The sequence below is a fragment of the Pseudomonas sp. xss_2 genome (assembly GCF_043104195.1).
Classification (GTDB): domain Bacteria; phylum Pseudomonadota; class Gammaproteobacteria; order Pseudomonadales; family Pseudomonadaceae; genus Aquipseudomonas; species Aquipseudomonas urmiensis.
Genome location: NZ_JBICKL010000094.1, coordinates 30790 through 53330 on the forward strand (window position 1 = coordinate 30790; position 22541 = coordinate 53330).

The window sequence follows — 22541 nt, forward strand, 5'->3', positions numbered from 1 at the left end:
CGCTGTGGGCAAATAATTAGTTCAGAAATCTGTGAACCAAGGGTTTGCATGCTGCGTGAGAGGTTGAGACAGGTGGGTGCTAGTGGCAATATGCCTTGCGCCCCGCTAGGGCGTTTCCCTTCTTGAAGCGAGCTGGCCTGTCAGTAGGCGGGTGCATGGAGTGCTGCGCATGAATGAGTTGAATAGAAGCCTATCGGACGCAATGCCCGAGCCGACCTTCGCCTCGGAGGTTGACGAGGATAACCCCGCACGTATCTCGGCCTTCTTGCTGACATGGACCCCGGATCCCGCCTGGCAATCGCAGAGCGTTTCTGTTGGCACCCGAGAAGAGATTCAGCTCGATTGCTACTTACTCCAACCCCAGGTTGGGGATCGGGTGTATTTGGTATCGCCTGGTGCCACGCCGGGCATTGTCGCTCGCGGCACCGTCGCTCAGGCAGGCGCCAACCGCTTGCACATTGCCATAGAAGAGCGGCGTCCGGATTGCGCGCGTGGTTTGCTGCCTCTTGAGTTGTTGACTGAGGCTTTGGCAATGCGAAGCTGGAGTCCGACCATTACCGGCACAGGCCTCCCGCAGTCCAGAGCAGAGGTGTTGGACGAGCTCTGGCGCACTGGGGCTGGCAAGCATAGCTTGCGGCAGTTCATTGAATGGAGTTCGGCAGACGATGCCTCATCACAGCCTAAATGGTTGCGCAGCTATGAGGCAGCCACCCAATACGCAGAAGGGCTCAGCCAGCGCCGAGTGATGCTCGACCGTTCGGCTCTGGAGCAATTGTGGATTGACCGCAACAACGGCATATCCAGTTTGAAGCAAGGGGTGATGTCATCTGAGGAGTTCAATGATCAGTTCCCTTTGATCGAAGCCATGACCCTGAAGATCATGGCAGCGCCCACCCCGGAAACTTACGACAGCACTCTTCAACAATGGCGCGATAGCGTGCGTGCCGGGCATTTCCATGCCAATCGACCGGCAATGATCAGTCGGGTGTTTGCCGCATTCGCGCCGCAACTTTATACCAGCATCCTCACCGATAAAGACTGTCAATTGTTATTGGCAGGGCTCAAGTCGAAGTTCCAGCTCGGCGCGGGTGCAGGCCTGGGTGGATGGTGTGAGCTCAACCGACAGATCAAACAATGCCTGCAAGCGGCGCAGGTCAACCCAAACGACGTATTGGAAAACAATATTGCCATGTGGCAGTTGCTCGCAGCCTTCAAGGGCGGCAAGCCGGTAGCACTTGAAGCCGAGCCGCAATCGCTGGATGCAAGGCAATGCGCGAATGCACCGCTCAACCAGATTCTGTTCGGCCCGCCGGGTACCGGAAAAACCTACCACACTGTCAATGAAGCGCTGGCCATCCTTGAACCTGAATTACTCACGCGCCCTGGTGTTACTCGCCAGGCGTTGACCGAGGCATTCAACGGATATGTGAAAAGCCAGCAAGTCGTGTTCTGCACGTTCCACCAGAGCTTCAGCTACGAAGACTTTGTGGAGGGCATACGCGCCGACAATGAGGATGGGCAGCTGGTTTATCGGATTGAACCGGGGATTTTCAAGGCGCTCTGCAGCAACGCCGCGGCGGACATCGATATCGACAATGATCCGTTTGAACAGGCCTTCACCCGACTGAAGGAAAAGTTGAGCAGTGGCGGACAACCGCTGACCGCACAGACGGTGAGAAATCACTCATTTGACTTCGACTATGTGGGCGGTGAAACCTTCCGAGTGTTTCCTGCTGTCTCTGCCGATCAGAAGATGCCCTATCGTGCATCCCTGAGCGATCTCCGACGTCTGTACCGAACCGGTGACAAGAGCTACATGCATAACGCGTCCTATGTTCAGGGCATCCTGCGCTACTTGCAGAATGAATGTGGGCTCGCGGAGTTTGACCCGTCCCAGGAACAACCTCGTCAGCGGCGCAACTATGTTCTGATTATCGATGAGATCAATCGCGGCAATATTTCTCGGATCTTTGGCGAGCTGATTACCCTGCTGGAAGAATCCAAGCGCGCAGGCCAGGCGGAGGCCTTGTCGGTCAGGCTGCCTTATTCGAAAGATTTCTTCAGCGTGCCTAGCAATGTGCACGTGATCGGTACCATGAACAGTGCTGATCGCTCGTTGTCCGGGCTTGATATCGCATTGCGCCGTCGTTTCGCTTTCAAGGAGATGTTGCCCCGGCCAGATATCCTGGCGCAGGTGCAGGTGGAGGGGATTGCAATCTCCACACTGTTGGAGGTGATGAACAAGCGCATCGAAGTCTTGCTCGATCGTGACCACTGTCTGGGCCATGCTTACTTCCTTCCCCTCGAGCAGAGCCCCACGCTTGAGTGTTTGGCACACATCTTCCGTAAGCATATTGTGCCGTTGCTTCAGGAGTACTTCTTTGAGGATTGGGAACGGATCAGCTGGGTGTTGAATGACCAGCACGCCAACGCCAGCGGTTCTCAGCCCTTCATCACGCGCCCGGCAAGCCAGGCTGATCTTGCTGAGCTGTTTGGCCGCGACGTGGCGGCGAAGGTGGATGACCGGCGCTGGCTGCTCAACAGCGAGGCGTTTAGTCAGCGCGACAGCTATCTGAACATTTTGGGCTGAGCGGGTGAGCGTTGCCGTGATCACTATTCGTGAGTACGCCCTGCTCACCACAGAGCGCGTCGAGCCTTCATTGGATCTTGCCCAGGTAACTCCGAGTGCTTTTGACTGGCTGTGCGAGTTGAGTGCCGGTTTCAGCAAGCGCGGCGCGCGCTTGTTACAGGTAGAAGGACGACGTTGGTTACGCTGGGATTCCTACGTGGGCATCCTGGAGACCCCCTGCGGTGTGCGCATCGAGATCTTGCCAAAACACATCGAGCAGGGTGATTGCCTGCTTGGAAGTCGACAACTGCTGCGTAAGTTGATCCAAACCGCGCTGCATCTGACCCCCAGGCAAACTTCACTCACCAGCCTCGAATTATTCGATGCGCCACTGAGCGAGTGGGTGATGGGGCAGTTTCTCGATCAGTTGGACTATTTGCTCAAGCGCGGCATTCGCTTTGACTACCAGCGGATCGAAGAAGAACAGCGCTTCTTGCGTGGTCAGCTAGACATGGTCAAACAGATGCGTCAGCCACCTGGGCGACAGCATTACTTCCAACTGCGCCATGACGTTTATCTGCCTGATCGCGCCGAAAATCGCCTGCTTAAACTGGCGCTGCTGCAGGTCGCAAGCACCACACAAGATGCGCGCAACTGGCGGCTGGCCAACGAGCTGCGCGGATTGTTCGAGGAGGTCCCTGCCAGCAAGCACGTGAAGAGTGACTTGCTGGCCTGGGGCAAGGATCGATTGATGGCGCATTATCGTGACGTCAAGCCGTGGTGCGAGCTGATCCTCAATCAGCAGATGCCCATCGCTGTGGCGGGGCAGTGGCAGGGCTTGAGCATGTTGTTCCCGATGGAGAAGCTGTTCGAGAACTTCGTAGGTGACTGGTTACAGCGGCAATTATCGACACAGGCGACGTTGAGTTGTCAGGCCGACGGCAAGTACCTGTGCGCGCATGGCCAAGGCCAAATGTTCGGGCTGAGGCCTGACTTCCTTATTGATAGCTGTTCAAGGCGTTGGGTGCTAGATACCAAATGGAAGCGCCTGCGCAGCGACGCTCATGGCGACAATTATCAGCTGCAACAAAGCGATTTCTATCAGCTATTCGCCTATGGGCATAAGTACAGAGATGGACAGGCGCCGAGGCTGGTGCTGATCTATCCGTATTGGCCGGGCTTGCAGAAAGCGTTGCCGGTATTTGACTACGGTGCCGATCTGCATCTGTGGGTACTGCCGTTCGATCTGGAGAACGAGTACTTGCTGGGTAGCGATCTGGCTGGGTTGCCGCTACGCACGCAGGCTGATAGCTGCTCTGATTACCCCCTCACCACTCATTGATCGCTTGCGCTGACCCGCTGCGGTCTAGGCGCGGGCCACGAACTTCGATCCCCGACTCAGCGTCAGGGAACAACCGCCGAAGCGCCACCCATCGTTCACGCAATGGAACTCTGAGGGTGCGCCAATGGGGCTACCGACCGGTTCGCCCGGCCTTTACCGTTACGCCTGTCGTGCGCTCAGCCTGTTTGGCGAGCGCAATAACTTCAGGTCGCCGACTGACGGTCGTCTCACTCAGCCTGCGTTGCCTACTCTCATAATCCCCACTGTGGACCTGTGGGTCGCGGCCCGACCGCATTGGCCAGGATGGCCGGTTCTCCAAACAAGAGGAGAGAACGATGAGCAATTTCTCGCAAGCTGCCAACTTCGAAGGCCAGATCCCCCGGATCGATCCTGACAATGCCACGATGCTGCTGATCGACCACCAGAGTGGCCTGTTCCAGACGGTCAAGGACATGCCCATGACCGAGCTGCGGGCCAACGCCATCACCCTGGCCAAAGTCGCCAGCCTGGCCAAGATTCCGGTCATCACCACCGCCTCCGTGCCCCAGGGGCCCAACGGCCCGCTGATTCCAGAGATTCACGAAGCCGCTCCGCACGCCCAGTACGTCGCGCGCAAGGGTGAGATCAACGCCTGGGACAATCCCGAGTTCGTGGCCGCCGTGAAGGCGACCGGGCGCAAGCAACTGATCATCGCCGGCACCATCACCAGTGTCTGCATGGCCTTCCCCAGCATCAGCGCGGTAAATGCCGGTTATCAGGTGTTCGCTGTCATCGACGCGTCAGGTACCTACTCGAAGATGGCCCAGGAAGTGACCCTGGCGCGGGTGGTCCAGGCTGGCGTGGTACCGATGGACACCGCAGCGGTTTGCTCGGAGGTGCAACGCACCTGGAACCGTCCGGACGCCGCCCAGTGGGCTGAGGCCTACAGCGCAGTATTCCCGCACTACCAGCTGCTGATCGAGAGCTACATGAAGGCCCAGGCCGTCGTCAGCCAGAACGAGCAGTTGGATTCGCAACGTAGCTGACCCCACGCGGGGCGCGTTTTCCCATCCACGCAAGGAGATCCACCATGGCATTTCAATACAAGCGTCTGGACAAGAACAACGCAGCGGTACTGCTGGTCGATCACCAGACCGGCTTGCTGTCGCTGGTGCGCGACATCGATCCGGATCGCTTCAAGAACAACGTGCTGGCGCTGGCTGACCTGGCCCAGTACTTCAAGTTGCCGACCATTCTCACCACCAGTTTCGAAAGTGGCCCCAATGGCCCGCTGGTGCCGGAGCTCAAGGCGCAATTCCCGGATGCGCCCTACGTGGCGCGGCCCGGCAATATCAATGCCTGGGACAACGAGGACTTCGTCAAGGCGGTCAAGGCCACCGGCAAGAAGCAGCTGCTTATCGCAGGGGTGGTGACCGAGGTCTGCGTGGCCTTCCCGGCACTGTCGGCACTGGAGGAGGGCTTCGAGGTGTTCGTCGTGACTGACGCCTCGGGTACCTTCAACGAGCTGACCCGCGATTCGGCCTGGCGGCGCATGGAAGCCGCTGGGGCACAGTTGATGACCTGGTTCGGCGTGGCCTGTGAGTTGCATCGCGACTGGCGCAACGATATCGAGGGGCTGGGGACGCTGTTCTCCAACCACATTCCCGATTACCGCAACCTGATGACCAGCTACAGCACACTCACCGAGTCCAAGTGACGCAAGACCCGGGCCTCTGCAAGGAGGCCCGGGTCGGCACCTCGAAGGGCACCACAATCCTTGCGTAAAGGCGGATGATGTACGCGTGAGTCGTGGACGAGTGATGCCGATGTTTGACCTGAACGACCTGTATCTTTACGCCAAGGTGGTGGAGCACGGCGGGTTTGCCCCTGCCGGACGCATCCTGGACTTGCCCAAGTCACGCTTGAGTCGTCGCGTGGCCAAGTTGGAGGAGCGCCTGGGCGTGCGCCTGATCCAGCGCTCGACACGGCAGTTCGCGGTTACTGAAGTGGGCCTGGAGTATTACCACCATTGCCTGGGCATGCTCGAACAAGCAATAGCTGCCGAGGATGCGATCGAGCGTAATCGGCTCGAGCCACGCGGCATCGTCCGCCTGGCCAGCAGCACGTCACTATTGGATTCGCGCCTGGCGCCGATCCTTGCGCGTTTCATGGCCCAGTGCCCGGTGGTGGAACTGCTGGTGAAAAGCTATAACCGGCGGGTCGACGTGATCGGCGAGGGCTTCGATTTGGTCCTGAGCGTGCGCCACCAGCCGCTGGAAAGTAGCGAGTTGATCATGCGCCGGCTGGCGCCGAGTCGGCATTGCCTGGTGGCTGCCCCGAGCCTGCTCGCTGAACATGGCCAGCCGCAAACCCCGGCGCAACTGCCCGCGCTGCCAAGCCTGTGCTGGGGCATCAATGTGCACGACTACACCTGGGATCTGGTCGGGCCGCAGGGCGCCGAAGCCTCTATCGAGTTTCGTCCCCGGCTGGTCTCGGACGATCTGGCCGTGTTGCGCGAAGGTGTCCTGGCCGGTGTTGGCGTAGCGCTGCTGCCTGAGGAGGCAGTCAGCCAATACCTGGCCAACGGCCGGTTGGTGCATGTGCTGGAGGGCTGGGCGCCACGCGAAGGCGAGGTGGTGGCGCTGTTCCCTTCGCGGCGTGGGCTGATGCCGGCGGTGCGCAAGCTGATCGACTTTCTTGCCCAGGCGTTCGAGCAGGAGCAGCTTGGGCCGTTTGCTGCGAATACCTCGGCGGTTGAGTCAGTTAACTTTGTGCCATCTCGCGCTCGCTGAACGCGGGTTTCCTTCGCTTCGAGGTGCTCGCCGACCAGGCCGCCAATACCGCAGCCACTGCGGTCAGCAGGGCACCCGCCCAGGGTGTGGCGGTGAGGCTTGCGCCCGTGATCACCAGGCCGCCGACCGCTGTGCCCACACCCACTCCCAGGTGCATGGCAGACAAGTTAAGGCTCATGCCTGCCGGGAAGGTCTGCGCCCCGCGGCTGGCGAGGTAGCTTTGCACCACCGGCGAGACCATCCAGCTCACACAACCCCAGAGCATCATCATCGGTAGGAACAGCCACGGCGTTGCCGCGCCCAAGGGCATCATCAGCAGGCTGGCCAGGTACAGCAGTGGGGTAATCAAAATGGCCCGGTTGGCGCCCAACCGGTCGGCCATCCAGCCGCCGACATAGCCCCCAGAGACGCCTGCAATGCCAAAGGCGGCAAACACTGCAGCCAGCCATTGGGTGGGGATCTGCCCAACCTGCAGGGCGTATGGGGCAAGGTAGGCGAAGACGGTGAAGTGTCCGGCGATCATCAGCAGCGAGACCAGCTGAGCGGCGAGCAGGCGCCCGTTACCCAGGTGTTGCAGATACATCCGCGGCGCAACCCGCTCACTGCCCTCAAGCACGGGCAGCGCTCGCCCTGTCAGCAGTAGCACGGCGCAGGCGAGCAGCGCCAGGCCAATGAAAACGCCGCGCCAGCCGAGGGCGTCGCACAACAGCATGCCGACTGGCACACCCAGCACCAGCGAGCCACTGATCCCCATGAAAATCACGCCGATGGCCCGACCTCGCAGGGCGTCGGGCACCATGCGGGTGGCCATCAGGGTGCAAGTCAGGCAGGTCAGCGCGCTAGTCGCCGCCATGCCGATGCGAGCGGCGACCAGCAGGCCATAGCCAGGGGCCAGGGCTGCGATCAGGTTGAATAGTGCGAACAGGCCCAGCGCCGCGCACAGCAGGCCACGCAACGGGAAGCGGCGGGTCAGCAGGGGTGAGAAGGGGGCTGCGGCGGCGAATGCCAGGGAGAAGACTGTAGTCAGTTGCCCGGCGACGCCCAGTGGCACGTCGAGCCCGTCGACCAGGGCCGGCAAGATGCCGATAGTGATGTTTTCTGCCATGCCGGTGACGAAGGTCGCCAGGGCCAGAAGCCAGATACGTGCGCTCATGTGTGCTCCGATGTGCAAGCCGGTGTGGGCCGGACCTGCAGGCCCGACGGTCGACCGGCAGGGGGTCAAGACCATCGGGTTTCGAGGCAGCGCTTCGGTTATCCCGCTTCAGTTACGCCTTCAGTGTAGTGCTTTGCGTGAGGGCGTCGCGTATTACAGCCGAATCAGACGTTGAAGCGAAAGTGCATCACGTCGCCATCTTTGACGATGTAGTCCTTGCCTTCCAGGCGCCATTTGCCGGCTTCTTTTGCACCGCCTTCACCCTTGTACTGGATGAAGTCGTCATAGGCCACCACTTCGGCGCGGATGAAGCCTTTCTCGAAGTCGGTGTGGATCACGCCGGCCGCTTGCGGGGCGGTGGCGCCGACACGTACGGTCCAGGCACGTACTTCCTGCACGCCGGCAGTGAAGTAGGTTTGCAGGTTGAGCAGCTCGTAACCTGCGCGGATCACCCGGTTCAGGCCAGGCTCTTCCAGGCCCAGGGCCTCGAGGAACATGTCTTTCTCTTCGCCGTCGTCGAGTTCAGCGATCTCGGCTTCGATCTTGTTGCACACCGGCACCACCACTGCGCCTTCTTCTTCGGCGATGGCGCGGACTACGTCCAGGTGCGGGTTGTTGTCGAAGCCGTCTTCAGCGACGTTGGCGATGTACATCACCGGCTTGCTGGTCAGCAGGTGGAAGCCACGGATCACGGCTTTCTCGTCGTCAGCCATGTTCTTCATCAGGCTGCGCGCTGGCTTGCCTTCGGTGAAGTGCGGGATCAGTTTTTCCAGGATGGCTTTCTGCGCCAGGGCATCCTTGTCGCCGCCCTTGGCGTTACGGGCAACCTTCTGCAGTTGCTTCTCGCAGCTGTCGAGGTCAGCGAAGATCAGCTCCAGGTCGATGATCTCGATGTCGCGCTTGGGGTCGACGCTGTTGGAGACGTGAATCACGTTCTCGTCTTCGAAGCAGCGCACCACGTGGGCGATGGCGTCGGTCTCGCGGATGTTGGCGAGGAACTTGTTGCCCAGGCCTTCACCTTTGGAGGCACCGGCCACCAGGCCTGCGATGTCGACGAACTCCATGGTGGTCGGCAGGATGCGGTTAGGCTTGACGATCTCGGCCAGGGCCGCCAGGCGCGCGTCGGGCATCGGCACGATGCCGCTGTTCGGCTCGATGGTGCAGAAGGGGAAGTTCTCAGCCGCGATGCCGGATTTGGTCAGCGCGTTGAACAGGGTGGACTTGCCGACGTTGGGCAGGCCGACGATGCCGCAATTGAAACCCATGGAAATTCCCCTCTAGGTGATATCAGGCCTTCTGGCCGTGCAGCTCGCGCATGGCCTTGGCGAAATCGCCGGCGAGCACGTCCGGCAGCACGCCGAGGGCAAAGTCGATGCTGGCGTCGAGCTTGTCCTGTTCAGCGCGCGGTGCGCGGCCGAGGACGAAGTTGGAGACCAGCTTGGCGTCACCTGGGTGGCCGATGCCGAGCCGCAGGCGATGGAAGTCGTTCTGGTTGCCGAGCTGCGCGATGATGTCGCGCAGGCCGTTATGCCCGCCGTGGCCGCCGCCCTTCTTGAGCTTGGCGACGCCGGGAGGCAGGTCGAGTTCGTCGTGAGCCACCAGAATCGCTTCCGGCTTGATCCGGAAGAAATTGGCCAAAGCCGCTACGGACTGGCCGCTACGGTTCATGTAGGTGGTGGGGATCAACAGACGAACGTCGTTGCCCTGATGGCTGAATTTAGCCGTCAGGCCGAAATATTTGCGGTCAGCAGTCAAGGAGACACGCTGGGCGCTAGCAATGCGTTCAACGAAAAGAGCCCCTGCGTTATGCCGGGTCTGTTCGTATTCGGGGCCGGGGTTACCCAGGCCAACGATCAACTGGATGGCGGTCACGTAGGGGCTCTTCCTTGGAGTTGGTGGGTTACAGCGCTGAGCACTGTAACCCGGTCAACACCGGCGTGCCGAGTAGATTACTCAGCAGCGCCTTCTGCAGCTTCCGGCGCAACACGCGGAGCGTGAACGTTGGCAACAGCTTTGTCATCACCGTGGGCCAGAGCGACGAACTCTACGCCTTTCGGAGCTTTCAGGTCCGACAGGTGGATGATGGTGCCGATTTCAGCGTTAGCCAGGTCGACTTCGATGAACTCTGGCAGGTCCTTGGCTTCGCAGGACACTTCGATCTGCGACTCAACGTGCGAGATCTCGCCGCCTTTCTTGACCGGTGCTTCTTCGTTGATGAAGTGCACTGGAACAACAGCAGTCAGCTTCTGGCCAGCAACGACGCGAATGAAGTCAGCGTGCATGATGAATTGCTTGGCTGGGTGACGCTGCATGGCTTTAACGATGACGTTTTGCTTGGCGCCGTCAACGTTCAGCTCGATCACGTGGCTGTAGGCAGCTTCGTTTTCGAACAGTTTGGCGATTTCCTTGGCCACGATGGTCAGGGATTGCGCTTCTTTACCGCCACCGTAGACAACGGCAGGGATGCTGGCGGAGTGACGCAGGCGGCGGCTCGCACCTTTCCCCAGGTCAGTACGCGCTTGGGCGTTCAGGATGAAATCAGTCATTTTGTTTCTCCAAAATAGCCATCTCCCGCAGGCGTTTGCGACCAGCGCCAAACGGGGTGGGCAAAAAAGCCCCGCCCCAACAGCGAGTGTTGGGGCGGGGCGCTTTTCGTCAACGTGTGTTCCGCTTAGCGGAACATCGCGCTGATCGATTCTTCGTTGCTGATACGGCGGACCGCTTCAGCGACAACCGGTGCGATATCCAACTGGCGGATACGGTCACAGGCTTGAGCAGCGGCGGACAGCGGGATGGTGTTGGTCACCACCAGCTCGTCCAGTACCGACTTCTCGATGTTCTCGATCGCTCGGCCAGACAGAACAGGGTGCGTGCAGTAGGCGTAAACCTTGGCAGCGCCGTGCTCTTTCAGGGCCTTGGCCGCGTGGCACAGGGTGCCGGCGGTGTCGACCATGTCGTCTACCAGGATGCAAGTGCGTCCTTCGACGTCGCCGATGATATGCATCACTTCGGAGTGATTGGCCTTTTCACGGCGTTTGTCGATGATACCCAGATCGACACCCAGCGACTTGGCAACAGCACGTGCACGCACGACGCCGCCGATGTCTGGGGAGACGATCATCAGGTTCTCGAAACGCTGGTCTTCGATATCGTCGACCAATACGGGCGAGCCGTAGATGTTGTCGACAGGAATATCGAAGAAACCCTGGATCTGGTCAGCGTGCAGGTCGACGGTGAGAACACGGTCGATACCCACGACAGTGAGCATGTCAGCGACAACTTTGGCGCTGATGGCTACACGTGCCGAACGCGGACGGCGGTCCTGGCGGGCGTATCCGAAGTAAGGAATCACGGCAGTGATTCGGGAAGCTGAGGAGCGGCGGAAGGCGTCGGCCATCACTACCAGTTCCATCAGATTATCGTTGGTCGGAGCGCAGGTCGGCTGAATAATGAAGACGTCTTTACCGCGGACATTTTCATTGATCTCAGTGCTGATCTCGCCGTCGGAGAATTTACCGACAGAGACGTCACCGAGAGGGATATGCAGCTGACGTACGACACGCCGAGCCAGATCGGGGTTAGCGTTCCCCGTAAAGACCATCATCTTGGACACGCGCAGTACCTGAAGGCTGAGGGTATACCTGGATGAGTATAAGGAAAATGGCAGGGGCGGCTGGATTCGAACCAACGCATGGCAGGATCAAAACCTGCTGCCTTACCGCTTGGCGACGCCCCTGTATCTGTTGCTGCGAGTGCTTGGCACTCGACTTCTAGAGCAGACTTTGTAGCTGTTGATGCAACATCGAAATATTGCTTCCTTTCGCCACAAACCCTGTTTGGGTCTCTGAAAGAAGGGCCAGAACTTTATCAGCTTCGGCTTTGCTTGGGAAGGCCCCAAACACACAACTTCCAGTGCCGGTCAGTCGAGCTTCAGTGTATTTACCCAGTAGATTCAACGCATTGCGAACTTCTGGATAACTTTGCTCTACCACCGGTTGGCAGTCATTTCGACTGTTTCCCTCGGGAACGGGGCGCATCTTAAGGGGGAGGGAATCACGTGTCAACTGCGGATGTGAAAAAATTTCCGCTGTGCTGACAGACACTTGCGGCACCAGCACGACATACCACGGCTGTTCTGGATCGACCGGGGTCAGCTGTTCACCGACGCCTTGGGCGAACGCTGCGTGACCGTGTACGAACACAGGCACGTCGGCGCCCAGGCTCAGGCCCAGCTGGGCCAGGCGATCGGCATCCCAGCCCAGTTGCCACAGATGGTTCAGGCCCAGCAAGGTGGTGGCAGCATCGGAACTGCCGCCGCCGATGCCGCCGCCCATGGGCAGGATCTTGTCCAGCCAGATGTCGACGCCCAGCGTACAGCCCGATTGCGCTTGCAGTTGGCGGGCGGCGCGCACGATCAGGTTGCTGTCGTGGTCGACCCCGTTAATTGCGGTTTGCAAACGCACCTGACCGTCGTCGCGCAGGGCGAAGGTCAGGTGGTCGGCGTAGTCGAGGAATTGGAAAACGGTTTCCAGCTCGTGATAACCATCGGCGCGGCGACCGATGATGTGCAGCCAGAGATTGAGCTTGGCCGGGGCAGGCAGGGTGAGCTTATCCACAGATCAGTGCCCCAGCTGGCGTGGTTGCCAGTCTTTGACCACCAGGGTCACGTCGATATCTTTGCCGTGCAACTTGAGGCGCTCGGGCAGCCAGTAGCCGTTTTGCTCGGTGTAGCTCAGGTACTGCACTTGCCAGCCGTCTTGGCTGAGGCTGGCCAGGCGGCTGTCATCGCCCAGGGTGAGCTGGCTCTTGCTGTCAGGGGCGGGCAGGCCGCGCACCCACCAGACCAGGTGGGAAACCGGCAACTGCCAGCCCAGTTGTTGTTCGAGCAGAGCCTCAGGGCTGGGTGCTTCATAGCGGCCCTGGTTGGCCACTTCCAGCACCACGCCGCCGGGGCGACCGGTCAGCCGCGCCGCGCCACGGCCGAGCGGGCCGGCCAGGCGAATGTCGTAGTAGTCCTGGCGTTGCAGCCAGAACAGGGTGCCGCTGCCGGAGTCTTTCGGCGCACGGATACCGACCTTGCCGTTGATCTGCCAGCCGTCGAGGGTGCTCAGCTGAGCTTTGTGCTCACGCCACAGCTTTGGGTCGCCCTGGCCGTGCAAGGCTTCGCGAGAACCGAAGCCGGCGCAACCGGCCAGCAGGGCGATCAGGGTAAAGGTGATGCAATGACGCAGAAACATGGCTTAAAGGGTCTCTGATCCGGTCAGGCGCAAGACGGTCTTGCGCAGGATGGTGCTGTCGGGCTGGGCTTGGAAGGCTTTGGCCCAGACCTGGCGGGCTTCACGACGCTTGCCGTTGGCCCAGAGCACTTCGCCCAGGTGGGCGGCCACTTCATGATCGGGGAAGCGCTCCAGGGCCTGGCGCAGCAGGCGTTCGGCCTCGTCGAGGTTGCCCAGGCGGTAGTTGACCCAGCCCAGGCTGTCGAGCACGGCGGGGTCATCCGGAGTCAGCTGATGGGCTTTTTCGATCAGCTGCTTGGCCTCGGCATAGCGGGTGGTGCGGTCGGCCAGGGTGTAGCCCAGGGCGTTGATGGCCATGGCGTTTTCCGGCTCGCGAGCGATGATCGCGCGCAAGTCTTTTTCCATTTCGGCAAGATCGCCGCGCTTCTCCGCCAGCATGGCGCGGGTGTAGAGCAGGTTGAGGTCGTCCGGGTAGCGCTTGATCGCTTGTTGCAGTACCTGGTCGGCTTGCGCGTCTTTGCCGTTGTTGCCGTAGCTCTCGGCTTCGATCAGGTACAGCTGGATGGCGTAGTCAGGTTGTGCTTCGCGGGCTTCGGCGAGCAGGCGCGAGGCTTCGCTGCCGCGGCCATTGGCAATCAGGATGTCGGCCTGGCGCAGTTGCGCCGGCAGATAGTCTGGGCCGCTGCCGACCAGGGCGTACTCGCGCAGCGCCGCTTCAGGGTCGTTGCGCTCCTCGCGGATGCGCCCCAGGTTCAAATGTGCGGCATCGACGTTGCTGTCGCGCTCGACCAGCTCTTGCAGGTAGCCCTCGGCTTCGTCCCAGTCTTTGTTTTCCAGGCACACCAGCGCCAGCGAGTAACGCAGCTCGTCATCCTCCGGGTACTGCTGGAGCATGCTTTCGAATTCGGCCTTGGCGTCGCCGATGTGATCCTGTTCTACCAGGGTGCGGGCGTAGGTCAGGCGCAGGCGTTTGTCGTCGGGGTTGTCGCGAATGGCCCCGCGCAGCAGCGGCAAGGCCTCCGAACCACGGTCCAAGGCTTGTAGCAGGCGAGCGCGAAGCAGGATCGGGGCGATTTCGCCGTTTTGCGGCGGGTGCGCCTCAAGCAGCGACAGCGCTTCTTCAGCCTTGCCGTCCTGATTGAGCAGCAGCGCCTTGCCGAACACCAGCTGACCGTTATTGGGGTATTTGACCAGCAGCCGTTCGAAGCTTTGCATCAGGCCGTCACGGGTGCTTTGGTCGGTTTCTGCGGCAGACAGGGCGAGGAAGTCGAAGTGAGTATCGCCTTGGCCTTGCAGGACTTTTTCCATGTAGGTCATGGATTCGTCATAACGCCCGGAGCGTGCCAGCTGGATCGCCGCGGCGCGCTGCGCATCAAGGTTCTGCGCGTCATTGCGCGCCCAGATCAACGCGGTATCCAGGGCCGGTTCGTCAGCCCCGAGGTACTCGGCGATGCGGTAGGCGCGTTCGGAAACGGCGGGGTCTTGGGTTTTCTCGGCCTGATCGACGTAGTTGGCCAGGGCGATGTCGAAGCGGTTGCGCTGGCCGGCCAGCTCCGCTACCAGCAGGCTGTAGACGGTTTCCTGCTTGAACGATCCGTACGCCACGGGCTTTTCCTGCTCGGCCTTGGCGGCAACAGGCGACTGCGCCTCGCTGTCTTTCGGGGCCAGGCTCTGGCAGCCCTGGAGCAGGGCGAGGGTAAGCAGCAGTGCGTAGGATCTATTCATAGATGAGGCTTAGAAGTGCTAACCGGCGGTCGGAGCATGATGACACAAGCGCAGTGGCAAACCCACCTGCGAAGGCATGCTGTTCATTTCAGGATGACTGTGTTTGCGCCAGGGTATGGCCGCAATCTATTAGGACAATAGCGAACGGTGGTTGTTCTGAATCCTGCGAAGTAGGACAATTATCGGCTTCACGTCACAACCAGCGACCTTGCATGGCCTTTCTTGCACTTGGTATCAACCATAAGACTGCCTCGGTAGACGTACGCGAGCGCGTGGCGTTTACGCCAGAGCAGCTGGTCGATGCCCTGCAGCAGCTTTGCCGACTGACCGCCAGCCGTGAGGCGGCGATTCTTTCGACCTGCAACCGCAGTGAGCTCTATATAGAGCAGGACCACCTGGCAGCCGATGCCGTGCTGCAATGGCTGGCCGAGTACCATAAGCTTAGCCTCGACGAGCTGCGCGCCAGTGCCTACGTGCACGAAGAGCACGACGCCGTGCGGCATATGATGCGGGTCGCCTCCGGGCTCGACTCGCTGGTGCTTGGCGAGCCGCAGATTCTTGGCCAGATGAAGTCGGCCTACGCCGTCGCTCGCGAGGCTGGCACCATTGGTCCGCTGCTTGGCCGATTGTTCCAGGCCACCTTCAGCGCCGCCAAGCAGGTGCGCACCGACACCGCGATCGGCGAGAACCCGGTGTCGGTGGCATTTGCCGCAGTTAGCCTGGCCCGGCAGATCTTCAGCGACCTGGGCCGCAGTCAAGCGCTGCTGATCGGTGCTGGCGAGACCATCACCCTGGTCGCCCGCCATCTGCATGAACAAGGTGTGCGACGCATCGTGGTGGCCAACCGGACACTGGAGCGCGCCAGTATTCTTGCCGAACAGTTTGGCGCGCATGCCGTGCTGCTGGCCGACATCCCCCAGGAATTGGCCAACAGCGACATCGTCATCAGTTCGACCGCCAGTCAGTTGCCGATCCTCGGCAAAGGGGCGGTGGAAAGCGCCTTGAAACAGCGCCGGCACAAACCGATCTTCATGGTCGACATTGCGGTGCCGCGCGATATCGAGACAGAAGTTGGCGAATTGGACGACGTCTACCTGTATACCGTCGACGACCTGCACGATGTGGTCGCGGAAAACCTCAAGAGCCGCCAGGGCGCGGCCCAGGCCGCCGAAGAGCTGGTCTCGGTGGGCGCCGAGGATTTCATGGTGCGCCTGCGCGAGCTGGCCGCGGTGGATGTGCTCAAGGCCTACCGCCAGCAGAGCGAGCGCCTGCGCGATGAAGAACTGCAAAAGGCCCAGCGCCTGCTGGCCAACGGTGGCAACCCGGAAGATGTGCTGGCCCAGCTGGCTCGCGGTCTGACTAACAAACTCCTGCACGCCCCCAGCGTGCAACTGAAAAAGCTCTCGGCCGAGGGCCGCGTCGATGCGCTGGCCATGGCCCAGGAACTCTTTGCCCTCAATGAGGGCTCCACGGACAAACCCCCGCAATGAAAGCGTCGCTGCTGAACAAACTGGACATTCTCCAGGATCGCTTCGAGGAACTCACCGCCCTGCTGGGCGATGCCGAGGTCATTTCCGACCAGACCCGTTTTCGTGCCTATTCGCGCGAGTACGCCGAAGTCGAGCCGGTGATCACTGCTTTTAAGGAGTGGCGCAAGGTTCAGGACGACCTCGAAGGCGCGCAAGCGCTGCTCAAGGACAGCGACCCGGACCTGCGCGAAATGGCCGTGGAAGAAGTGCGCGAGGCCAAGGAGCAGCTGGCTGCGTTGGAGGTTCAGCTGCAGCGCATGCTGCTGCCCAAGGACCCTAACGACGGGCGCAACGTGTTCCTGGAAATCCGCGCTGGCACCGGCGGTGACGAGGCGGCGATTTTCTCCGGCGATCTGTTCCGCATGTACTCGCGCTACGCCGAAAAACGCGGCTGGCGCCTGGAGATTCTCTCCGAGAACGAGGGCGAGCACGGCGGCTACAAGGAAATCATCGCCCGGGTCGAAGGCGACAATGTCTACGCCAAGCTCAAGTTCGAGTCGGGCGCGCATCGCGTGCAGCGCGTGCCAGAGACCGAGTCGCAGGGGCGTATCCACACCTCGGCGTGTACCGTGGCGGTACTGCCCGAGCCGGATGAGCAGGTGGCGATCGAGATCAACCCGGCCGACCTGCGTGTCGACACCTACCGTGCCTCTGGCGCCGGTGGTCAGCACATCAACAAGACCGACTCGGCAATCCGCATTACCCACTTGCCCACCGGGATCGTGGTCGAGTGCCAGGAAGAGCGCTCGCAGCACAAGAACCGTGCTCGCGCCATGTCCTGGTTGTCGGCCAAGCTCAACGACATTCAGACCAGCGCCGCGCAGAACGCGATTGCCAGCGAGCGCAAGCTGCTGGTCGGCTCCGGTGACCGCTCCGAGCGGATCCGCACCTACAACTATCCACAGGGCCGAGTCACTGATCACCGCATCAACCTGACCCTGTACTCGCTCGACGACATCCTCGCCGGTGGCGTCGAAGCCGTGATCGAACCGTTGCTGGCCGAGTACCAGGCCGATCAATTGGCCGCCCTGGGGGAATAATGACCATCATCGCCAGCCTGCTGCGCAACGCGCAGCTGCCCGACTCCCCGACCGAACGGCTGGATGCCGAGCTGCTGCTGGCTGCCGCCCTGGGCAAGTCGCGCAGCTACCTGCACACCTGGCCCGAGCGAATCGTCAGCAGCGAGGCGGCGCAAGTGTTCGCCGATTTCCTCAGCCGCCGTCGCGCCGGTGAGCCGGTGGCGTACATCCTCGGTCAGCAGGGCTTCTGGAAGCTCGACCTGGAAGTGGCGCCGCATACCCTGATTCCCCGTCCAGACACCGAGCTGCTGGTGGAAACTGCCCTTGAATTGCTGCCTGCGACCCCCGTACGAATGCTCGATTTGGGCACCGGCACGGGCGCCATCGCCCTGGCCCTGGCCAGCGAGCGACCGGCTTGGCAGGTGATGGCAGTGGACCGTATCGATGAGGCGGTGGCCCTGGCCGAGCGCAACCGCCAGCGTCTGCAGCTGAACAATGTCCACGTGCGCACCAGCCACTGGTACGACGCCCTGGACGGCGAACGTTTTGACCTGATCATCAGTAACCCGCCCTACATCCGTGCCGAAGATCCGCACCTGGTGGCTGGCGATGTCCGCTTCGAACCGAGCAGTGCCTTGGTGGCGGGCCAGGACGGGCTGGATGATCTGCGCGTCATCATTGCCCAGGCCCCAGGACACTTGCTGCCGGGCGGCTGGCTGCTGCTCGAACACGGCTACGATCAGGCCGCAGACGTGCGTGAGTTGCTCAGCCAGCACGGTTTCGGTGACGTTTGCAGCCGGATTGACCTGGGCGGCCATGAGCGCATCTCCTTGGGGCGCCTGCCATGCTGAGTGACCAGGAACTGCTGCGTTACAGCCGGCAGATCCTGCTGGCCCAGGTCGACATCGACGGCCAGCTGCGGCTCAAGCAAAGCAAGGCGCTGGTGGTCGGCGTGGGTGGGCTCGGCTCGCCGGTGGCGCTGTACCTCGCGGCAGCGGGTGTCGGCGAACTGCACCTGGCTGACTTCGATACGGTCGACCTGACCAACCTGCAGCGCCAGATCATCCACGACACCGACAGCGTTGGCCTGGGCAAGGTGGATTCGGCGATCAAGCGCTTGCAGGCGATCAATCCTGAAATCACGCTGGTCGCTCATCGCCAGGCGCTGGATGAAGATTCGCTGTCCGCTGCGGTGGCAGCGGTCGACCTGGTACTGGACTGCTCCGACAATTTCACCACCCGTGAGGCGGTCAACGCCGCTTGCGTGGCGGCTGGCAAGCCACTGGTCAGTGGGGCGGCGATTCGTCTGGAGGGGCAGCTTTCGGTATTCGATCCGCGCCGGGAAAACAGCCCGTGCTACCACTGCCTGTATGGCCATGGTAGCGAAGCCGAGCTGACCTGCAGTGAAGCCGGCGTGATCGGCCCCTTGGTGGGGCTGGTGGGCAGCCTGCAAGCGCTAGAGGCATTGAAGCTGCTCGCTGGCTTTGGCGAGCCGTTGGTCGGCCGCCTGCTGCTGATCGACGCGCTGAGCACGCGCATGCGCGAGCTCCGGGTCAAGCGCGACCCTGCGTGTGCAGTGTGTGGCACTCGCCATGGCTGATCGTTCGGCGCCAGTGGGCGTGATGGATTCGGGGGTCGGCGGTCTGTCGGTACTCGCCGAGATCCAGCGCCTGCTGCCCCACGAGTCGCTGTTGTATGTGGCTGACAGCGGGCATGTGCCGTATGGCGAAAAGTCTCCCGATTACATCCGCCAGCGCTTGCGCCATATCGCCGGGTTCTTCCAGCAGCAAGGCGCCAAGGCCATGGTCCTGGCCTGCAACACGGCTACCGTGGCCGCAGTGGCCGACCTGCGCGAGCTGTATCCCAGCTGGCCGCTGGTGGGCATGGAGCCTGCGGTCAAGCCCGCTGCTGCGGCGACCCGCTCGGGCGTGGTCGGGGTGCTGGCCACCACCGGCACCCTGCAGAGTGCCAAGTTCGCCGCCTTGCTCGATCGCTTTGCCAGTGATGTACGGGTAATCACCCAGCCATGTCCGGGCCTGGTCGAGTGCATCGAGGCGGGTGACTTGTTCAGCCCCCAATTGCGCCAGCTACTGGCTGGCTACGTGCAGCCGCTGCTCAGTGCCGGCTGCGATACCTTGATTCTCGGTTGCACCCACTACCCCTTCTTGCGTCCGCTGCTGGCCGAAATGGTGCCGGCCGATGTGGCGATCATCGACACCGGCGCTGCGGTGGCGCGGCAGCTGCAACGGCTACTGGCCGAGCGCCAGTTGCTGGCCGACGGCCCGGCCCGCGATACGGTGTTCTGGAGCAGTGCTGATCCGGAAAATCTGAGAAAAATCCTACCGTTGCTGTGGGAGACGTCCGACAGTGTGCAAAGCTTTTCGATGTAAAAAAAGTGTGAAAAGCCACGCAGAAAGCTGAACTATCGTACAACTGCCGATTTCTATTGTTGTGCCTGTGAGGGCGAAACACTAACAACAGCATCAGGAAAAAGGACGTTTCTCATGAAGAAACTGCTTGGTTTGGTGGCGGCTGCCGCCTTGACTGTGGGGCACTTGGGCGCGGCGCAGGCCGCTGATGTATCTTTCTCGGTGGGGCAGACCGGTGATTCGACCATGGTCTACCGGTTGGGTCTGCAATCGAACTGGGATGCAAGCTGGTGGCAGACCAGTGTCGGTCGCCTGACCGGCTATTGGGATGGGGCGTACACCTACTGGGATGGCGATCAGACCGCGAGCAACCATAGCCTGTCGTTCGCGCCGGTATTCGTCTACGAGTTTGCCGGGGACTCGGTCAAGCCGTACATCGAAGCGGGAATCGGCGTGGCGGCGTTCTCCAGCACTGAACTTGAAAGCAATGAGCTGGGTTCGTCCTTCCAGTTCGAGGACCGCATCGGCTTTGGTTTGCGCTTTGCCGGCGGGCATGAGATTGGCGTGCGCGCCATTCATTATTCCAACGCCGGGATCAAGCAACCCAACGATGGGGTTGAGAGCTATAGCCTGCACTACCGCATGGCACTTTAGGTTTGCTGGGGCCGCTTTGCGGCCCTTGTTGCCTACCGTGGCAACGGCCAAAGGCTGTTGAGGCTCAGAGCCTCTAGCACCAGCTCAGGTTCACGCTTGGGCAGGCTGGCCAGCAATACTTGCGCAGCAGTCTGCGCCGTCCACTGTTCAGGCACCGCCTGGGCCAGCGTCACCGGCGCTTTCAACGACTGCGGCGCCACTAGCGTCAGATCGATACCCAGATCCTGCAATACCTGGCGCTGCTCGCGGAACCAGTGCGGAGGGCTGTTGAAACCACTCAGTGGCTGATTGGGTTCATACAGCTGCATCGCCGAGTAACGACTGAGGATAGCCATGACCTGTGCAGCATCGCCCTTGGTCAGCAAGGGCAGGGCGGCGGCCAGGCAATTGGCACTGGCTTGCAGGTTACTGGTCACGATGCTTTGGAACAGGTCGGTATCCGGCAGATCATCCGCCAGGTAGTCGCAGGTGCCGGCATTGATGATCAAACCATCCAGCGATCCCCACTCCGCCTGCAGCTTTGTAACGGCGGCCTGCGCCTGCGAACTGTCATGCAACTGCCCAGGCAAAAGCAGCAGGCGTTCGCCGTAGTGGCTGGCCAAGGCTGTGAGCTCCTGGCTTTGCATACCACTGGCGGCGACCCGATGCCCCTGCTCGAGCAATCCGCTCACCAGAGCTAAACCGAGTCCATTGGTCGCTCCTGTCACCCAGAAACTGCGTGAGTTATTCAAGATACTGCCCTCTGATCCTGCCAGCCGGCCAAGCCTTTGAAGGCTTCCAATGCGCGCTGGCGACTACTTGCGAGATCGACAATCGGACTCTGATAAGAATGTGTAGCAAAAAGATCGGCAGACTTCACGGGCAAATGAATAGTTTTTTCATCCAGGCCCTTCAATTGAGGTAGCCAATGGCGAATGAAGCGCCCCTTGGGGTCGAAGCGTTGCGATTGGGTGACCGGATTGAAGATGCGGAAATACGGCACGGAGTCGGTTCCAGTCGATGCGCTCCATTGCCAGCCGCCGTTGTTGGCTGCCAGGTCGCCGTCGATCAAGTGACGCATGAAGTAGCGCTCGCCCTGGCGCCAGTCGATCAATAAATTCTTGCTCAGGAACATGGCGACGATCATCCGTAAGCGATTGTGCATCCAGCCGGTTTCCAGCAGTTGGCGCATGGCGGCGTCGATCAGTGGGAAACCGGTACGTCCTTCCTGCCAGGCCTTCAAGTCTTCAGGGGCATCTCGCCACGGCAGCGCTTCGGTATGCGCACGGAACGGGCGATGGCGCGACACCTGTGGATAACCCACCAGGATGTGCTTGTAGAATTCGCGCCAGAGCAGCTCGTTGATCCAGGTCTGAACCCCGCTGCTGCCGCTGTCGAGCTCGCCGCGGTTGGCGGACAGGGCAGCGTGCAGGCATTGGCGTGGCGAAATCACTCCGGCGGCCAGATACGGTGAGAGCTGGCTGGTGCCAGGTTCGGCGGGCAGGTCACGCAGCTGCGGATAATCCTCGACCACGTCCTCGATAAAGGCCGCCAGGCGGCGCTGCGCCTCGGCTTCGCCAGCGGGCCAATGCTCGCGCAGGGTGCGCGGGGGCGTTTCGAAACCCTCGATCTGGTGTGGGATGGGGTCGTTGGCGATGGCTAAAGGCGCCTGCGCGTTGACCTTGTGCGCCATCGCTGGCAGGCCATGATGCAATCGCTCCAGGCAGGCACGCTTGAATTGGCCGAACACTTGGAAGTAGTGCCCGCTGCGGGTCAGGACTGTGCCAGGGCGCAGCAGCAGTTGATCAAGATAGGTCGATGTGGACACTGCGGAATGATCCAGCAGGGCTTGCACGGCCTCGTCGCGTCGCTGTTCATTGATGCCGTACTCCTCGTTCCAGTGCACGGCTTCTACCTGGTGCTCACGGCAGACCTCAAGCAGCACGTGCGGCACCTGCTGCCAGGTCGCGGTCTTGCGGATCAGCAAGGGGATGTTCAGTTGTTCCAGCGAGTGGCGCAGGTCGCGCAGGTTACGCAGCCAGAAATCGACCTTGCACGGCGCGTCGTCATGTTCCAGCCATTGGCCGGGGCTGGCGATCCACAGGGCAATGGTCGGCCCACGCGCACAGGCTGCACTCAGGGCGCTGTTGTCATCTATTCGCAGGTCGCTGCGCAGCCAGATCAGTTGCATGAG

General features: G+C 61.2%; 21 protein-coding genes and 1 tRNA gene. 11 read left to right on the top strand and 11 right to left on the bottom strand.

Translation table 11 applies throughout. The features are described 5' to 3' along the window. The first annotated feature begins 169 nt into the window (after positions 1 to 169). From ACF8K2_RS23815 to ACF8K2_RS23835, 5 genes are all read left to right on the top strand, one after another. Positions 170 to 2590 carry an McrB family protein gene (locus ACF8K2_RS23815; RefSeq protein WP_392468018.1) on the top strand — a complete coding sequence of 807 codons (2421 nt, stop codon included), beginning with the start codon at positions 170 to 172 and terminating at the stop codon, positions 2588 to 2590. A gap of 16 nt (positions 2591 to 2606) precedes the next feature. Further along, on the top strand, positions 2607 to 3911 hold the full coding sequence (locus ACF8K2_RS23820) for an McrC family protein (protein ID WP_392468021.1): 1305 nt from the start codon (positions 2607 to 2609) through the stop codon (positions 3909 to 3911). Between the two features lie 335 nt (positions 3912 to 4246). Next, positions 4247 to 4936 (top strand): hydrolase, encoded by a 690-nt coding sequence (locus ACF8K2_RS23825; protein ID WP_186554205.1) that lies wholly within the window; start codon positions 4247 to 4249, stop codon positions 4934 to 4936. Between the two features lie 44 nt (positions 4937 to 4980). Further along, on the top strand, positions 4981 to 5607 hold the full coding sequence (gene ycaC / locus ACF8K2_RS23830) for an isochorismate family cysteine hydrolase YcaC (protein ID WP_186554204.1): 627 nt from the start codon (positions 4981 to 4983) through the stop codon (positions 5605 to 5607). A 109-nt stretch (positions 5608 to 5716) separates the two neighbouring features. Next, on the top strand, positions 5717 to 6682 hold the full coding sequence (locus tag ACF8K2_RS23835) for a LysR substrate-binding domain-containing protein (RefSeq protein WP_392468024.1): 966 nt from the start codon (positions 5717 to 5719) through the stop codon (positions 6680 to 6682). On the opposite strand, the gene ACF8K2_RS23840 is transcribed toward ACF8K2_RS23835, so the two are convergent. The 9 genes from ACF8K2_RS23840 to ACF8K2_RS23880 all read right to left on the bottom strand — a co-directional run bounded on the left by ACF8K2_RS23840 (position 6654) and on the right by ACF8K2_RS23880 (position 14797). Continuing rightward, the gene (locus ACF8K2_RS23840; protein WP_392468027.1) at positions 6654 to 7835 is read right to left on the bottom strand and encodes an MFS transporter; all 1182 of its coding nucleotides are present in this window, start codon (positions 7833 to 7835) and stop codon (positions 6654 to 6656) included. The two genes, ACF8K2_RS23835 and ACF8K2_RS23840, sit on opposite strands and share 29 nt — an antisense overlap. 164 nt (positions 7836 to 7999) lie before the next feature. After that, complete coding sequence (gene ychF, locus ACF8K2_RS23845) at positions 8000 to 9100, bottom strand: redox-regulated ATPase YchF (RefSeq protein WP_186554201.1); 1101 nt, start codon at positions 9098 to 9100, stop codon at positions 8000 to 8002. Positions 9101 to 9122: 22 nt separating this feature from the next. Continuing rightward, positions 9123 to 9707 (bottom strand): aminoacyl-tRNA hydrolase, encoded by a 585-nt coding sequence (pth, locus tag ACF8K2_RS23850; protein WP_264234724.1) that lies wholly within the window; start codon positions 9705 to 9707, stop codon positions 9123 to 9125. 77 nt (positions 9708 to 9784) lie between these two features. Next, positions 9785 to 10381 (bottom strand): 50S ribosomal protein L25/general stress protein Ctc, encoded by a 597-nt coding sequence (locus ACF8K2_RS23855; protein ID WP_186554199.1) that lies wholly within the window; start codon positions 10379 to 10381, stop codon positions 9785 to 9787. Positions 10382 to 10506: 125 nt separating this feature from the next. Next, complete coding sequence (locus tag ACF8K2_RS23860; protein WP_099773531.1) at positions 10507 to 11448, bottom strand: ribose-phosphate pyrophosphokinase; 942 nt, start codon at positions 11446 to 11448, stop codon at positions 10507 to 10509. A gap of 48 nt (positions 11449 to 11496) precedes the next feature. After that, a tRNA-Gln gene (locus ACF8K2_RS23865) sits at positions 11497 to 11571 on the bottom strand. A 34-nt stretch (positions 11572 to 11605) separates the two neighbouring features. Next, the gene (gene ispE, locus ACF8K2_RS23870; protein WP_392468033.1) at positions 11606 to 12451 is read right to left on the bottom strand and encodes a 4-(cytidine 5'-diphospho)-2-C-methyl-D-erythritol kinase; all 846 of its coding nucleotides are present in this window, start codon (positions 12449 to 12451) and stop codon (positions 11606 to 11608) included. Positions 12452 to 12454: 3 nt separating this feature from the next. Continuing rightward, complete coding sequence (gene lolB, locus ACF8K2_RS23875; RefSeq protein WP_186554197.1) at positions 12455 to 13072, bottom strand: lipoprotein insertase outer membrane protein LolB; 618 nt, start codon at positions 13070 to 13072, stop codon at positions 12455 to 12457. 3 nt (positions 13073 to 13075) lie between these two features. Beyond that, positions 13076 to 14797: a tetratricopeptide repeat protein gene (locus ACF8K2_RS23880; protein ID WP_392468037.1), complete on the bottom strand. Its 1722-nt coding sequence runs from the start codon at positions 14795 to 14797 to the stop codon at positions 13076 to 13078. A 212-nt stretch (positions 14798 to 15009) separates the two neighbouring features. On the opposite strand from ACF8K2_RS23880, the gene hemA reads away from it, so the two are divergent. The 6 genes from hemA to ACF8K2_RS23910 all read left to right on the top strand — a co-directional run bounded on the left by hemA (position 15010) and on the right by ACF8K2_RS23910 (position 20368). Beyond that, complete coding sequence (gene hemA / locus ACF8K2_RS23885) at positions 15010 to 16287, top strand: glutamyl-tRNA reductase (RefSeq protein ID WP_392468039.1); 1278 nt, start codon at positions 15010 to 15012, stop codon at positions 16285 to 16287. Then, complete coding sequence (gene prfA / locus ACF8K2_RS23890) at positions 16284 to 17366, top strand: peptide chain release factor 1 (protein WP_186554194.1); 1083 nt, start codon at positions 16284 to 16286, stop codon at positions 17364 to 17366. Before hemA ends, prfA begins: the two co-directional genes overlap by 4 nt. Beyond that, positions 17366 to 18196: a peptide chain release factor N(5)-glutamine methyltransferase gene (gene prmC / locus ACF8K2_RS23895; RefSeq protein WP_392468043.1), complete on the top strand. Its 831-nt coding sequence runs from the start codon at positions 17366 to 17368 to the stop codon at positions 18194 to 18196. The genes prfA and prmC overlap by 1 nt, the downstream gene beginning before the upstream one ends. Next, the gene (locus tag ACF8K2_RS23900) at positions 18190 to 18945 is read left to right on the top strand and encodes a molybdopterin-synthase adenylyltransferase MoeB (RefSeq protein WP_186554192.1); all 756 of its coding nucleotides are present in this window, start codon (positions 18190 to 18192) and stop codon (positions 18943 to 18945) included. Before prmC ends, ACF8K2_RS23900 begins: the two co-directional genes overlap by 7 nt. Further along, positions 18938 to 19735: a glutamate racemase gene (gene murI, locus ACF8K2_RS23905; protein ID WP_392468046.1), complete on the top strand. Its 798-nt coding sequence runs from the start codon at positions 18938 to 18940 to the stop codon at positions 19733 to 19735. The genes ACF8K2_RS23900 and murI overlap by 8 nt, the downstream gene beginning before the upstream one ends. A gap of 114 nt (positions 19736 to 19849) precedes the next feature. Next, entirely contained in the window at positions 19850 to 20368 is a 519-nt protein-coding gene (locus ACF8K2_RS23910; RefSeq protein ID WP_264234733.1) for an acyloxyacyl hydrolase, read from the top strand. A 32-nt stretch (positions 20369 to 20400) separates the two neighbouring features. Here ACF8K2_RS23910 and ACF8K2_RS23915 read toward each other — a convergent pair whose 3' ends face one another. Then, positions 20401 to 21099, bottom strand: a complete 699-nt coding sequence (locus tag ACF8K2_RS23915; RefSeq protein ID WP_392468049.1) for an SDR family oxidoreductase — start codon at positions 21097 to 21099, stop codon at positions 20401 to 20403. Then, on the bottom strand, positions 21096 to 22538 hold the full coding sequence (phrB, locus tag ACF8K2_RS23920) for a deoxyribodipyrimidine photo-lyase (protein ID WP_392468052.1): 1443 nt from the start codon (positions 22536 to 22538) through the stop codon (positions 21096 to 21098). The genes ACF8K2_RS23915 and phrB overlap by 4 nt, the downstream gene beginning before the upstream one ends. Positions 22539 to 22541 lie beyond the last annotated feature (3 nt).